Genomic DNA, 13,636 nt, shown 5'->3' on the forward strand with positions numbered 1-13,636 from the left:
CCTGTATCTATTGCACCGCTCCTGTATCTATTGCACCGCTGGTTATTTTCAGGGTGCTTTTTGGGTTAATGATGTTTGCCGGAATTATGCGTTTCTGGCTCAATGGATGGATAACAGATTTATATGTGACGCCCCGGTTTTACTTTAACTACTGGGGGTTTGAGTGGGTGCATCCACTTGGTGGTACCGGGATGCACCTCCTTTTTTTGCTGGCTTGCGTTTCAGCTCTGGGAATGGCTGCGGGACTTCTGTACCGCATTACAGCAGTGGTCTTTTTCCTGTCCTTCACCTATATTGAAATGATTGATGCGACCAACTATCTCAATCACTATTATTTTATCAGTCTGGTTGGGTTTTTAATGATCTGGCTTCCTGCAAACCGGTATTTTTCCATTGATGTAAAAATATGGCCTGATTTAAGGCGTGATATGGTCCCATTATGGACCGTTGGTATTATCCGTTTGCAAATTGCAGTGGTTTACTTTTTTGCAGGACTTGCCAAACTCAGTCCTGACTGGCTACTGGACGCTACGCCCATGAAAATCTGGCTGCCTGCCAAAAGCCATCTGCCACTGATCGGCGGTTTGATGTACAAAAGCTGGGTGGCTTATTTTTTCAGTTGGTTTGGTGCACTATATGATCTTTTTATCACTTTCTTTTTAGTTAACCGGAAGACCCGTCCCATCGCCTATGTTTTTGTGATCGGCTTCCATCTGGCTACAGCTTTGTTTTTTCCCGGCATAGGGATGTTCCCTTATGTGATGATCATCTGTAGCTATATTTTCTTCAGCTCTTCCGCTCAGCAAAAATTACTGAACCGAATTAAAAGCCCGGGACAAACTACTTCCGATCATAGTGTTTATCACTTGCCTGCGCGCGTAAACAGCATGTTTATGGTTGCTTTAGGTTTCTATTTTTGTGTTCAATTAATTGTTCCCTTACGGTTTTTAGCTTATCCCGGTCAGTTGTTCTGGTATGAAGAGGGTTACCGTTTTTCGTGGCGTGTAATGCTGATGGAAAAATCGGGCAATACTTTTTTTTATGTTAAAGAACCTTCTACCGGAAAAATTTATGAAGTTAATAACAATGAGTTTCTTACTCCTTTACAGGATAAAATGATGAGTACCCAACCCGATCTGATCTTGCGCTATGCGCATTATCTGGCATCGGTATACAAACAGCGCGGGCTAAAAGATCCGGCTGTTTATGCAGAATGTTACGTGGCGCTGAACGGAGAACGTTCGCGCCCATTTACTAACCCCACTATTGATCTATCCAGACAGCCTTTTAGCTGGCGTCATTATACCTGGATACTACCCCTTGTTAAAGATGAAAAATAACACCTTTGGTAAAATATTTCTTTTTGTACTGTTTAATATCTGTTTTTTAAACGCGTTTGCACAAAACTATACCATTAATGGTAAAGTGCAAATCAACGATCAGGCTGCCGGTGGTGCAACTGTGAGCCTGGCTCCCGGAGGCTTGAAGACCGCGTGTGATGAGCATGGTAATTTTGAGTTTAAGGAAATTGCTGGCGGAGAATATGAGCTGCTTGTTCGCCTGGTAGGCGCAAAAAACTTCCGTAAAAAAATCAACGTTAACGGCAATATTGTCCTTAACATCGCTTTAGAAGATGCTGATACCAGACAATTAAACGAAGTCAATGTACAGGATAGCAGTCAGCGAATGGCATCGGGCAATTTAAGGCAGGTAGAAGGAACTGCCATTTATGCGGGGAAAAAAACTGAGGTGGTTAATGTAGGAAATTTGAATGCAAACCTGGCCACTAACAATACCCGGCAGATATACAGTCGTGTTGCGGGAATCAACATTATTGAATATGATGGTGGCGGACTTCAGCTTGGCATTGGAGGCAGGGGATTAAACCCAAGTCGGGTATCGAACTTTAACACTCGTCAAAACGGTTATGATATTAGCGCGGATGCTTTAGGTTACCCGGAAAGTTACTATACACCACCTGCCGAAGCATTGGACAGGATAGAGATTATCCGCGGTGCTGCCAGTTTGCAGTATGGGACACAATTTGGTGGTCTGATAAATTTCCAGCTAAAAAAAGGCCCTGCAGATAAACCGGTGGAGGTTACCAGTCGCCAAACTGCAGGTTCCTATGGATTTTTTAATTCTTTTAATAGTATTGGTGGCAAGGTAAAAAAGCTGAATTATTATGCTTACTACCAATATAAACGTGGTGATGGTTGGCGTCCAAACAGTCATTTTGACCAGAATGGGGCTTATCTGCACCTCGATTACCAGTTTACACCAAAGCTCAAAGTAACGGGTGAATACACTTACATGCATTACCTGGCGCAGCTACCGGGCGGCTTAACTGATGAGGAATTTGAAGCTGATCCAAGTCAGTCTAACCGCGCCCGAAACTGGTTTAAGGTAGATTGGAATTTGGCTAGCGTTACCCTTGATTATGAGTTTAATGACCATACGAAAATTAACTGGCGTAGCTATTATCTACATGGTAGCAGACAGGCACAGTTATATCAACAGACCGGACCCTGGAGGTCAGCGTGATTTACTGGACGATACTTTTAAGAATTTTGGGTCAGAGATACGTTTGCTTCATCAGTATAAATTAGTAAACAATCAGCCTAGTACCTTTTTGGGGGGCGTGAGGGTTTACAAGGGTTTAACCCTGCGCAATCAGGGGAATGCAGATGATGGCAGCGGCCCGACTTTTAAATACACAGGTAGCTTTCCGAGTGGCTCCGGTTATGAATTTCCAGGGACTAATGTGGCGGTTTTTACCGAGAATATTTTCCAGCTGACTGAAAAATGGAGCGTTACTCCGGGTGCGAGGTTCGAGTTTATTTCTACTAAAGCAGACGGGTATTATGCCACCAAATCAAGTCCTTATGATGATTTTTACTACATCCAGAATTTTGAGAAGAAAACAAATAACCGGGCCTTCGTCTTTTTTGGTTTAGGTACTTCATATAAACCTATGAAGGGCATTGAACTGTATGCCAATGTATCACAAAACTATCGCAGTGTAAATTTCAACGATATCAGGGTTGTCAATCCGAATGCCCGCGTCGATTCTACTCTGTCAGATGAAAAGGGGTATACCATTGATGGCGGTATAAGAGGTCATGTGAACTCCTGGATGCGGTACGACCTGAGCTTGTTTTATCTGAAATACAATAAACGCATTGGTTCAGTAAACACAAAAAGCGCTGATAATCTGGAAAACTACCGCCTAAGGAAAAACATAGGGGATAGTCGTAATATTGGGTTTGAGAGCTTAATAGAAGGTGATTTATTGAAGGCTATTAGTAAAGGAACCAGTAAATATAAACTCAGCGTTTATACCAATTTTGCGTTGATAGATGCGAGATATATCACCAGTTTGGACCCATCGGTTCGAAAGGATAATCTGGTTGAATTTGTTCCGCCTATTTTATTTCGTACAGGTGTTTCTTTTGGGAATAAGCTTTTTGATGTTGCTTACCAGTTTTCTCATGTTGGTAAACAGTATTCTGATGCGACCAATGCTGAAAGATCAGATAGGGCAATTGATGGGGTAGTACCTGCGTATCAGGTAATGGATCTTAGCGCAACCTACAGATGGAAGTTGTTTACCTTATCTGGAAGTATCAATAACCTGCTGGATGAGAAGTATTTTACCCGTAGGGCAGATGGTTATCCCGGGCCGGGTATTTTGCCGTCTGATAACAGGACGTTTTATTTAACGCTGCAGGTTAAGTTGTAAAGAGGGGCGGCCACCGTCATCTCCTTTGGTTAATCAAAGGAGATGACGGGAAGAATGACGAAGTGGGTTAGGAAGAAGAAGTGTTATATTTTTATAGGAAAATAGCGTTCTGTAGCTTCATTCTTCAATTGGTCACATATTTTCGGGGTTCCGTCACATTTGTTTAAGGCATGTAGTATCAAGTGCTATCATTGCGTTATGAAAACGCTAATTTTAACCATCGGACTATTTGTAAGTTCAACATTCTTCTTAGTCGCCCAAACTAAGAAGTTAATGATTTTAGGCTTTCGGGACAGTATCTATTCTAAGATACTGGGCGAAAAGCGAGAGATTCTTGTCCATCTTCCGGATACTCCAGCAGACGAATTTGCACCGGATCAGAAGTATCCTGTTATTTATGTTCTTGACGCTGGCTCATACTTTCAAACGATAGCCGCAATTTCCGAAAGCAAAGGCGGAGGCAGTGGGAACTTTTCAAGTCCAAAGGTCATCGTTGTAGGTATAGTCAATACCGACCGGATGAGAGATTTGAGTCCTACACACTGGCCGAATCCTCCTCTTGTTCCTGCCGGCATGGCAGCCAGTTCTGGTGATGGTGAAAAGTTTCTTGGATTTATAGAAAAAGAACTTATTCCACATATAGATTCCATTTGTCCTGCAGCTCCGCATCGCACCATAATAGGTCATTCGCTTGGGGGTTTGGCTGCTATCAATGCTCTACTGAATCATAAGGGATTGTTCCAGAACCATGTTGTGCTCGACCCGACCACCTGGTGGGAAAAGGRAAACTGGATCAATTCTGTAAAAAACAAACTTACCCTTGCTGATTATTCTAATACTAGTGTTTTTCTTGCTATCGCACATTCGGTTGACAAAAGTTTGTCGATTGAGGCGCTAAAAACGGATACGAATCTCAGAACTTTACCTATGCGTTCAGAGTGGAATTTTGATCAGTACATTAAATCGATAATAGGTGCGCATCCATTGATCTACCAATCGAAATACTACCCTGATTACGATCATGGAGGTGTTGCTTTGCCAGGCATTATTGATGCCATGGGTTTTATTTATAATTTTTATGGGATCAGTTTTCCTTTCCCAGGGTTCTTTGCTCCAGATTACAGTGAGGATGGAAAACTGGCAGCGCATTACGAGATGGTTAGTAAGAGATTAGGGTATAAAGTTGCCCCTCCGGGAGAGTTGATAAATGCGGTGGCTCATGAACTGATGGGGTCTAAGCAATTTGACAGAGCAAAGAAGTATCTTGATTTGAATTTGAAAAATTATCCGAATAGTTATAAATCTTATGAGGCAATGGGTGATTATTATAAGGAGTTAGGGAAGAGGGAGTTGTCAGATGGTTTTTATAAAAAGGCAGGAGTAATGAAAGGGAAGGGCTAATCTAAAGGGGTCGTCATCTCCTTGATTAACCAAAGGAGATGACGAGGAAAAATGACGAGTGTGCTAGGATGTTGGGGGAGTTTCCAGAACGGTTTTTAACTGGGGAGCGAACTCCAATCCCCATTTATCAACGGCAGAGATTAGCGGGAGAAGGGATTTTCCGGTTTCGGTAAGGTGGTATTCTACACGCAAAGGGACTTCAGCATAGCTTGTTTTTCCAATCATTCCATGAAATTCTAATTCCTTCAATTGTTGCTGTAATACGCGTCTGGTTATGCCGGTTATTGCATTTAGGATGTCTCTGGGACGGGTTTCTCCTTTTGAAATTTCATCAAGTATGCAAAATTTCCATTTAGAGCCTACCACTTCCATGGCTACAATAAGGCCGCAATTATAATCGATGGGAATTTTTCGCTGATACATATGGCTTTCTATAAAATTCAAAAGTACTAAACTGATGGTTTAAGTCCATAGGGATTAATTTATCACTAAGGGATTAATTACCCCCGTATTTCAGCGGAGCGTTATAAGCCTGATCTTTGCAGTGCAAATTTAAACGCATAACTTTTAATAATTATAGCATGAAGACTTTGGTGATTGTGATACATCCGGATCTCGAAAATTCGGTAATCAACAAGCGATGGATTGAAGAATTAAATAAATACCCTGAAAAGTATACCATACATGATCTGCACGCCCTTTATCCGGATGAACAAATTGATGTTGCACATGAGCAAGAACTGGTCGCAGCACATGATAAAATCATATTTCAGTTTCCATTTTACTGGTTTAATTGTCCGCCGTTTTTAAAAAGATGGTTGGATCTGGTGTTGACGCATGGCTGGGCATATGGTAAAGGCAGTGGGTATAAACTCGCTGGTAAGAAAATAGCTTTGGGTATTGCTGCGGGTATAAATGAAGAGGATTACCATTCGGAAGGAAGGTATAAATATACGCTCAAAGAACTGACTGCTCCGTTTGAAGTGACATTTGATTATATCAAAGCAGATTATAAACCACTTTTTGCTTTTTATGGGGCGGAGCATGATGCAACTGAAGCAAGAATTGAAGAGAGTGCGAAGGACTATATTTCTTTTCTGGGAGGGATGTGAAAAACTGTTTTTTAAATTAAATCTGCTTTTACGGTTGCTATCTTTCCATTTTTAAATGTCATGTCAAATATGCCGCCGATTTTTCCCTCTGGAAATTCGCCGGTAAACTCTACCTCCAGATGTGCTTCGTTATTATTGATATCCAGTTTTATCAATCGGGTATGTGTATTGTATCCGATAAAATAGCTTGTAAAATAATCTTTGATGCCAGCGTATCCAATAAATTTTCTGCCAACAGAAGGATCGTCTAAAATAGCATCTGTGTTATATTTCTGGAGGTATTTATCGGTATCGAGGGCATTGCTCAGATTAATCCAGTCTGATATAAATGATTTGATGTCCATTGCGGTTTTTTAATTGAATGAGGCCCTGAATTCCAGCGGCGTGACATTGGTTTTCTTTTTAAAGATTTTACTGAATGATTGGGGGTGCTCGAAACCACTAAGATACCTTGGCGAAACATTTAAATGCTGTGCGAGATAATCCACGGTAAGCAATCCGTTGTCCAGTGGTTCCTCTTTGTCAAAATAACTGCTCAGCACATCTTCCATTTTCACGAGTAAATCATTGTTTACCGCTTTACGGGTAATGAATTGCCGTTTATAAAAGCGATTACTGTAATTCAGCAATACTTCAATATAAGAAATCATGAGGTCCTGACTGAAATCGTCGATAGTGCCATTTAATTCTTGCTGAATGTTATCCAGAACGCCCAAAATAGTTGTCTTTTCCTTATCAGACAGGTGCAATGCCTCATTGGCTTCGTAAGAGAAAAATCCGTACGACTTTATGTTCTTGCATAAGGGGTAATTCCGGATAAAATCGGGGTGGACAAGCAGTGAAAAACCTTCGTACTCTTTATCATCTCCAATAATTGAGATCAGTTGATTGGGAGCGGTAAATATCATACCACCCTCGTCAAAATCATAGTATCCCTGACCATAGCCGAATACTCCTTTCAATGTCTTTTTGAAAGATATTTTGTAGAAATTGAACACAAAAGAACTTTTGATATAGGCTTCATTCATTACCATTGTGGAATTATCTACAAGGCTGATCAACGGATGCAGGGGTTTAGGTAAGCCCAGCATCCGGTGCAGTTCTGAAATAGAATTTATCCTCAAAAGATTGTCTGCTTCTTTCCTCATTGTGCTAATTTACTAATTCTCCGAACACCATTTTGTTCATCTCTTTTACTGCTGCTTCAGCACCAATCTCGAGACGTCTTGCATATAGTTGATTGGCAAATTCTCCAGCCACATATCTAAGTTGATCTTTACCATCGGTAGCGGCTTCGTACACCACTTTGGCGATTAATTCTACCGGCTCAAAATTGTCGGGATTCATTAAACCGAATAATTTTTCTAATCCTTCTTCGTAGGCAGGGTGGTGAGCAACAGCTAAAGATTCTCCTGCAAAATTGGTTTTAATTCCGCCTGGTGCGATGGTTTTGATGCCAATGTTGTGAAGGCCTAATTCAAATGACATGCTTTCGCTCCAACCTTCCAAAGCCCATTTTGTAGCGTGATAAATACAGTCCAGAGGGAAAGTTACGAGGCCGCCAATAGAAGTAGTGGTCAGGAATAATCCGCTTTTCTTTTCTCTGAAATACGCTACAAAAGCCTGGGTAACGCGGATCACCCCCAACAGGTTGGTGTCAATTTGTTTCACGAGCTGTTCATCTGAAATCGCTTCCAGCGCACCTACCAATCCGTAGCCTGCGTTGTTTAATACCACATCGATATCGTGTTTTGCTATTGCTTCTTTTACTGTGTTTTGAATTTGTTCTACATTGGTAACGTCTAATGGTAGTAAGGTTACATTTTCCAGTGTATTCAATTCTGTTTCTTTGTCGGGATTGCGCATTGTGGCGATAACGTTCCAGCCGTTACTTTGAAACAGTTTGGCAGCGGCTTTTCCTAAGCCTGAAGATGCTCCTGTAATAAAAATTGTTTTTTTCATTTTGTCATTGTTTAAATGTGATATACAAAAGTCAACAGAAGTTGGGTGCTGGATGTGGCCATATTGAGGAATGTAGTAGCCAAAATGACGGAGGTATGGTGGAGAGGAGGAGGTTGTTTGATTTCGGACAGTGGTGTTCATATTCGCACAAGTGATTTGCCGTGAAATTGGCGTTTGTGGCTTAAAAAAGGATTTTTTACCTTATGGCTATGTTGTTGTAATGCTGATTTTGATTAAAAAATATAGCTATGCTGAAAAATTACTTCAAGATCGCGTTCCGGAATTTGAAGCGCAATAAATCATATGCACTTACTAATGTGCTTGGCCTGGCACTGGGGATTGCCTCTGCTGTCCTGATATTTGCATTGGTGAAATACCACCTGAGTTTTGATGGCTACCATTCTAAAGCCGATCGGGTTTACCGGATCACTACGGAATTTCATGGTGAAGAGACTACTTATAGCACTGGGGTAACTTCGCCGCTTGCGGAAACCTTCAGAAGTGATTATCCGCTTGCGGAAAAGGTTGCAAGTGTGGCGGCTATTCCCGACAGGGTTATTGCTATTCCTTCGGCCAATGGCACAGAAGCAAAGTTTGAGGAAAGTCTGGCTTTTGCTGAGCCAGAGTTTCTTGATATCCTGGACTTACCATTGATCCGCGGAAACAAGCAATCGGCATTGCGTGTGCCCAATACGGCGTTGATTACAGAACGCATTGCCAGGAAATATTTTGGCGGGGCAGATCCTATTGGGAAGACCTTTCGTGTAGATAATATATTTAGTGTGACAGTTGCAGGGATTCTAAAAGATCTGCCTGTTAATACCGATCGGCCTGAAGAAATTTACGTGCCTTTTGAGCATTTGAAACAACATAGTCCATGGATGGTTGAAAAGGATTGGTGGTTTAGTGTGAGCAGAAGTCTGCAGTGTTTTATCCTGGTTAAACCGGGTGTAACGCCTGCCAGAATAAAAGAGGCCCTTATTGCCATGTCCAAAAGTCATTACAATGCGAAAGATGCCAAGTATTTTCAATTCAGGGCGCAACCGCTTTCTGATATCCATTTTAATCCTAATTTGCATGGTCCGGTTGAAAAGAGAAATCTATGGGCTTTGTCGTTAATCGGCGTTTTCCTGATCATCACCGCTTGTGTGAATTTTATTAACCTGGCCACTGCGCAGGCGTTGAAGCGTTCTATTGAAATTGGTATCAAGAAAGTGCTGGGGGTGCAGCGCTGGCAGCTGTTCTGGCAGTTTATAGTAGAGACTGCGGCGATTACGATGCTGGCTATGGTGGTGGCTTTGATTATGGCTGAGTTGAGCTTACCTTATGTGAACCAGTTGTTTGATGTGCAGGTGAAACTTCATCTTTTCAGCGATGTATATATGTTGCTGTTTTTGCCCGCATTGTTCCTTGTTATGATCATGCTGTCGGGTTCTTATCCGGCTTTGATCCTCGCTGGTCTTCAGCCTGTGCTGGCTTTGAAGGGGAAATTGTCGCAAAAAGATGCCGGTGGTATTTCTATGAGGAGGGGCTTGGTGGTTATGCAGTTTGCTATTTGTCAGTTACTGATTATCGGTACGCTTGTGGTGGCTGGTCAGGTGCGCTATTCTAGGCAGGCAGATATGGGTTTCCGCAGGGATGCTGTGGTAATGCTTCCGGTTCCAAATAATGAAATTACTAAACTCAGTGCGCTTAAAGCCGGACTTTCGGGAATAACCGGGGTGGAAAATCTGACGTTTTGTGGTGATGCGCCGGCTTCTGAATTCGCTCCGAGCACTAGTATTCAGTTTGGTTCCCGCCCAAAGGCCGAAGATTTTGGCATATCAACAAAAGCGGGGGATGCCAATTATGCTTCTATGTTCAATTTGCAAATCCTAGCCGGGCGTAATTTGATGCCTTCGGATACCGTGCGTGAGTTTCTGGTTAATGAAACCACAGTAAGGAAGCTGGGGTTGGCCAAAAATCAGGATGCTATTGGGCAAACTGCGGTGATGAATGGTTATAAGGGTACAGTGGTAGGTGTGGTTAAGGATTTCCACAATAAGTCTTTCCATCAGGGTATTGATGCGCTTTATATTACCACTTTGCGTGATAATTACGGTGCTTGTGCGGTAAAAGTGAATATGGCAAATATGAATGCTACGCTTGGTGCTATGAAGGACGTATGGGCTAAGGTGTACCCGAATAATGTGTATAAGTATGATTTTCTGGATGATAGGATTGCTAAGTTTTATGATCGCGACCGGATTATATTGAATCTGATACAGGTTTTTGCCGGTATTGCGATACTGATCGGTTGTTTGGGCTTGTACGGACTGATCTCATTTATGGCTGCTCAAAAAACCAGGGAAGTAGGTGTGCGCAAAGTATTGGGCGCCAGTGTGCAGAGCATTGTATGGCTTTTTGGTAAGGAGTTTACCCGTTTGCTGCTAATTGCTTTTGTAGTTGCTGCGCCTCTTGGTTGGTGGGTGATGAATAACTGGCTCGAGAATTTTCCTTACAGGATCAGTATTGGGGCAGGGATTTTTGTACTGGCAATTCTGGTAAATATGACTGTGGCGGTTTTGACTGTGGGGTACAGGTCTGTGAAGGCTGCGATGATGAATCCGGCGACAAGTTTGAGGTCGCAGTAGCTTTTTGGATAGCAGCAACACTTACTTGCTTATTAACTTAATATATACTACCGTTTTAAGCAGGTCTTCTTTTCTGTGGCGTGATATAGGGAGTTGTTTTCCGTCAATAAAAACCCGGCCTCCGGAAATGGCGTCGATTTTACGGATGTTAATCAGGTAGGATACATGTATTCTGAAGAACGAATCCTTAGGGAGCATTTCCTCTAATGAGGTCATTGTCTGATGAATAACAAAGGTCTTATCTTTGAAGTGCAGTTTCAGGTAATTCTGCATTCCTTCCACAAATAGGATATCTTCCCAAACTATTCGCCGGAAAGTATCACCTTGTCTGATGTACATATCTGAGTCGGAGCCTTCCTTACTATTTTGTAATACGATACGAGATTGAAACAGATCCAATGCCTTGTTTGCTGCCTGAAAGAAACGTTGAAACTCTAAGGGCTTCAACAGATAATCTACAACATTCAACCTGAAGCCTTCCAGTGCATGCGCTGAATAAGCTGTGGTTAATATGGTGAGTGGGGATTTGTCCAGGGATTCTAAAAACTCAAGCCCGGACAGCATGGGCAATCTCTGCCATAATTCTATATTTTGATCACCAGTTTTGTATAATAAGTTGTTTCAGAATCCTTGATTGTCAAGCTATAATCGTTGGCATAAAGAATATCTAAACGTTTTCTAATGTTGTCTAGTCCTAATCCCGAAACGCTGTCTTTTTCCTGTTGAATATTCGATTTGGAGTTTTCGATTTCCAGGCAAACCGACTTTGCTGTCTGCTCAAAATTTATCTTTACATAAGCCTCTGATATGCCACGAGAAACATGTTTAAAGGCATTTTCTATAAATGTAATCAACAACAAAGGGGGGAATTCCCTGTCGTTATCTTCGACCTTCCAGGAACAATTTATGGTCAGCTCGTTTCCCCAGCGTACTTTTTCTATATCAATAAAGTCCTTTAAGAATTGAACTTCCTGCTCTATGCTTACTTTTCTGTTTTTCTCGCTGTTGAGTTGATGACGAAGTATTTTAGAATATTTTATTAATAATGAAGAGGCCAGATCTACATCTTCCAGCATTAGTATGTTGATGTGATTTAGTACATTAAACATGAAATGAGGATTGATTTGCTGATGAAGTATTTGTAATTGGGACTGAACCAAGGCTTCATGCAGTTTCATGTTTTCCTCATAGAACCTCAATCCGCAAAATCCAAAATTAACGAATAAGGCCACCAGTAAAGCATTTATGTACATTATGCCAAATACACTCCTCCCCAATAATAACTCGGATGGAGGAAAAATGCCGCTTTCTTCTAAATAAAGAAAACCATAAAGAATTGCAGGTATAAAAATGGCAGATATGGCTGACACAAGAAAAAACTGCCCGACGAACAAAAGCATCTTTTTTTGTCTCATTGCTTTTTGTAACAGGTTTTTGCTTAAGTATGTGGTAAATGGGTATACGCAGGACATGACGCATAATGCCAACAAGCCACCTTCCACAATAGATGAGTCGGGTATGTATCGAAAGCCAAAGACAATGGTTAGGAATATCCATATGAGGATAACAAACCGATCGTAGTTTTTCAAAAGTGTCATGCCACAAAGTTAAGGGTATTAATCTATAGACAATTACCAGGCGTCAAAGCGAAACGCCCATCGGTCAAAACTATTTTCGACGCGCCGGAATCCCTTTGATATTTGTCTCAACAGACGTAAAAAACGTCTTCTATATATTAAAATTATGAGATTATTATTGATTTGTGTTTTTATAAGCGTGACTTGTACAAACATCAGTGCACAGGTTTTTTTCAAGACTGAATATTTTGGGACGTCAAAGTATCAGGTAACAGAAGGCGACTCTAGTCAGACGATAGGGAATAGTAAGGGTTCAGCAATGGTTTATCAGGGAGGTATAAACATTCCTCTCTCGATGAAGTTGAATGAGAAAAACCGCCCTACGATGTGGTCTATTAGCGGAGGCGGGGCATATGTTAAGCTTAATAATAGGAATTTTACTGAACCATTGGTTATTAATGAGATTTTGAATCTGGGTTTAAGTCTTAATTATCAGCGGCCATTAAATGATAGGTGGTCACTGAAAGCGGGGATAGGTGGCGGAATTTTTATGCCAAGTACTAAATTGTCRCAAATCAGGTATAAAAATACATTGGCTAGTGCCAGTGTTGTTTTCATTCGTCATTTGAGGCCGAATCTGGATTTGGGAGGTGGTCTTGCTATCAATAACTCTTTCGGATTTCCGATGCTATTTCCTGCTTTTTACCTCAACTGGACCACATCCGGACGTTATAGTGTTCATATTTCGCTGAAGGACGGTCTTGAAATGTCGGCAGGCTACAATGTCAATAAAAACTTAAGGCTAAGTTTTGTAACGGAGATTAACGGACAGATGGCTTTATTGGAACAGGAAGGAAAGGATAAGATATTTACCCACCAGTATGTTGTTCTGGGATTGCGTCCGGAAATAAAGATAGGGAAACGTGTTTCTATACCGCTCACTTTTGGATTAAATGCTACGCGGACGGCACAAATAACGAATAGAAGTTTAAAGACGATTTTTCAGGATAAAGGGTATTCTTTTAAGGCATCGGCGTATGCTTCAGCAGGGTTGCAGATTGGGTTTTAGGGCCGTCGTCATCTCGATTTCTATGACAAAACCAAATCATTTTTATAGATGGTTTGGTTTTTTATTACAGCGAATATCCTATGGATGATTTTGTTTCTTACCGCATTTAAAACGCTCATCTTGTTCTTTCCCTCCTGAAC

General features: G+C 41.4%; 13 protein-coding genes. 7 read left to right on the plus strand and 6 right to left on the minus strand.

The window, feature by feature from the left end:
* The 4 genes from AC1DDX_RS18140 to AC1DDX_RS18155 form a co-directional block, all read left to right on the plus strand.
* A partial coding sequence (locus AC1DDX_RS18140) for an HTTM domain-containing protein (RefSeq protein WP_477622365.1) occupies positions 1 to 1,340 on the plus strand: 1,340 nt, incomplete at its 5' end.
* Entirely contained in the window at positions 1,330 to 2,544 is a 1,215-nt protein-coding gene (locus AC1DDX_RS18145; protein ID WP_477622366.1) for a carboxypeptidase-like regulatory domain-containing protein, read from the plus strand. The genes AC1DDX_RS18140 and AC1DDX_RS18145, both read left to right, overlap by 11 nt.
* Positions 2,450 to 3,742 carry a TonB-dependent receptor family protein gene (locus AC1DDX_RS18150; RefSeq protein WP_477622367.1) on the plus strand — a complete coding sequence of 431 codons (1,293 nt, stop codon included), beginning with the start codon at positions 2,450 to 2,452 and terminating at the stop codon, positions 3,740 to 3,742. The genes AC1DDX_RS18145 and AC1DDX_RS18150 overlap by 95 nt, the downstream gene beginning before the upstream one ends.
* Positions 3,743 to 3,940: 198 nt before the next feature.
* Positions 3,941 to 5,143 (plus strand): alpha/beta hydrolase-fold protein, encoded by a 1,203-nt coding sequence (locus AC1DDX_RS18155; protein WP_477622368.1) that lies wholly within the window; start codon positions 3,941 to 3,943, stop codon positions 5,141 to 5,143.
* Positions 5,144 to 5,206: 63 nt separating this feature from the next.
* On the opposite strand, the gene AC1DDX_RS18160 is transcribed toward AC1DDX_RS18155, so the two are convergent.
* On the minus strand, positions 5,207 to 5,566 hold the full coding sequence (locus AC1DDX_RS18160; protein ID WP_288878990.1) for a winged helix-turn-helix transcriptional regulator: 360 nt from the start codon (positions 5,564 to 5,566) through the stop codon (positions 5,207 to 5,209).
* Between the two features lie 158 nt (positions 5,567 to 5,724).
* Between AC1DDX_RS18160 and AC1DDX_RS18165 the strand changes: the two genes are divergently transcribed.
* Complete coding sequence (locus AC1DDX_RS18165) at positions 5,725 to 6,255, plus strand: NAD(P)H-dependent oxidoreductase (protein WP_172659777.1); 531 nt, start codon at positions 5,725 to 5,727, stop codon at positions 6,253 to 6,255.
* Positions 6,256 to 6,266: 11 nt separating this feature from the next.
* Here AC1DDX_RS18165 and AC1DDX_RS18170 read toward each other — a convergent pair whose 3' ends face one another.
* The 3 genes from AC1DDX_RS18170 to AC1DDX_RS18180 are packed head-to-tail and all read right to left on the minus strand — an operon-like array spanning position 6,267 to position 8,217.
* Complete coding sequence (locus tag AC1DDX_RS18170; protein ID WP_288878991.1) at positions 6,267 to 6,599, minus strand: nuclear transport factor 2 family protein; 333 nt, start codon at positions 6,597 to 6,599, stop codon at positions 6,267 to 6,269.
* A gap of 9 nt (positions 6,600 to 6,608) precedes the next feature.
* On the minus strand, positions 6,609 to 7,403 hold the full coding sequence (locus tag AC1DDX_RS18175) for a helix-turn-helix domain-containing protein (RefSeq protein WP_477622369.1): 795 nt from the start codon (positions 7,401 to 7,403) through the stop codon (positions 6,609 to 6,611).
* Positions 7,404 to 7,407: 4 nt separating this feature from the next.
* Positions 7,408 to 8,217 (minus strand): SDR family oxidoreductase, encoded by an 810-nt coding sequence (locus AC1DDX_RS18180; RefSeq protein ID WP_288878993.1) that lies wholly within the window; start codon positions 8,215 to 8,217, stop codon positions 7,408 to 7,410.
* 248 nt (positions 8,218 to 8,465) lie between these two features.
* Here AC1DDX_RS18180 and AC1DDX_RS18185 point away from each other — a divergent pair, with 248 nt between their 5' ends.
* The gene (locus AC1DDX_RS18185; protein ID WP_337716552.1) at positions 8,466 to 10,850 is read left to right on the plus strand and encodes an ABC transporter permease; all 2,385 of its coding nucleotides are present in this window, start codon (positions 8,466 to 8,468) and stop codon (positions 10,848 to 10,850) included.
* A gap of 21 nt (positions 10,851 to 10,871) precedes the next feature.
* On the opposite strand, the gene AC1DDX_RS18190 is transcribed toward AC1DDX_RS18185, so the two are convergent.
* Together AC1DDX_RS18190 and AC1DDX_RS18195 are read right to left on the minus strand one after the other, a co-directional pair.
* Positions 10,872 to 11,414, minus strand: a complete 543-nt coding sequence (locus AC1DDX_RS18190) for a LytR/AlgR family response regulator transcription factor (protein WP_477622370.1) — start codon at positions 11,412 to 11,414, stop codon at positions 10,872 to 10,874.
* A gap of 20 nt (positions 11,415 to 11,434) precedes the next feature.
* Positions 11,435 to 12,265, minus strand: a complete 831-nt coding sequence (locus tag AC1DDX_RS18195) for a sensor histidine kinase (RefSeq protein ID WP_477622371.1) — start codon at positions 12,263 to 12,265, stop codon at positions 11,435 to 11,437.
* A 328-nt stretch (positions 12,266 to 12,593) separates the two neighbouring features.
* Here AC1DDX_RS18195 and AC1DDX_RS18200 point away from each other — a divergent pair, with 328 nt between their 5' ends.
* Entirely contained in the window at positions 12,594 to 13,496 is a 903-nt protein-coding gene (locus tag AC1DDX_RS18200) for a DUF6268 family outer membrane beta-barrel protein (protein ID WP_337716558.1), read from the plus strand.
* Positions 13,497 to 13,636: the final 140 nt, after the last annotated feature.

The sequence above is a fragment of the Pedobacter sp. 10L46_2 genome (assembly GCF_056395165.1).

Coding starts and splice junctions, on each gene's coding strand:
- AC1DDX_RS18145 (WP_477622366.1), top strand. CDS start 1,330: ATGAAAAATAACACCTTTGGTAAAATATTTCTTTTTGTACTGTTTAAT.
- AC1DDX_RS18150 (WP_477622367.1), top strand. CDS start 2,450: ATGACCATACGAAAATTAACTGGCGTAGCTATTATCTACATGGTAGCA.
- AC1DDX_RS18160 (WP_288878990.1), bottom strand. CDS start 5,566: ATGTATCAGCGAAAAATTCCCATCGATTATAATTGCGGCCTTATTGTA.
- AC1DDX_RS18165 (WP_172659777.1), top strand. CDS start 5,725: ATGAAGACTTTGGTGATTGTGATACATCCGGATCTCGAAAATTCGGTA.
- AC1DDX_RS18170 (WP_288878991.1), bottom strand. CDS start 6,599: ATGGACATCAAATCATTTATATCAGACTGGATTAATCTGAGCAATGCC.
- AC1DDX_RS18175 (WP_477622369.1), bottom strand. CDS start 7,403: ATGAGGAAAGAAGCAGACAATCTTTTGAGGATAAATTCTATTTCAGAA.
- AC1DDX_RS18180 (WP_288878993.1), bottom strand. CDS start 8,217: ATGAAAAAAACAATTTTTATTACAGGAGCATCTTCAGGCTTAGGAAAA.
- AC1DDX_RS18185 (WP_337716552.1), top strand. CDS start 8,466: ATGCTGAAAAATTACTTCAAGATCGCGTTCCGGAATTTGAAGCGCAAT.
- AC1DDX_RS18190 (WP_477622370.1), bottom strand. CDS start 11,414: ATGCTGTCCGGGCTTGAGTTTTTAGAATCCCTGGACAAATCCCCACTC.
- AC1DDX_RS18195 (WP_477622371.1), bottom strand. CDS start 12,265: ATGAGACAAAAAAAGATGCTTTTGTTCGTCGGGCAGTTTTTTCTTGTG.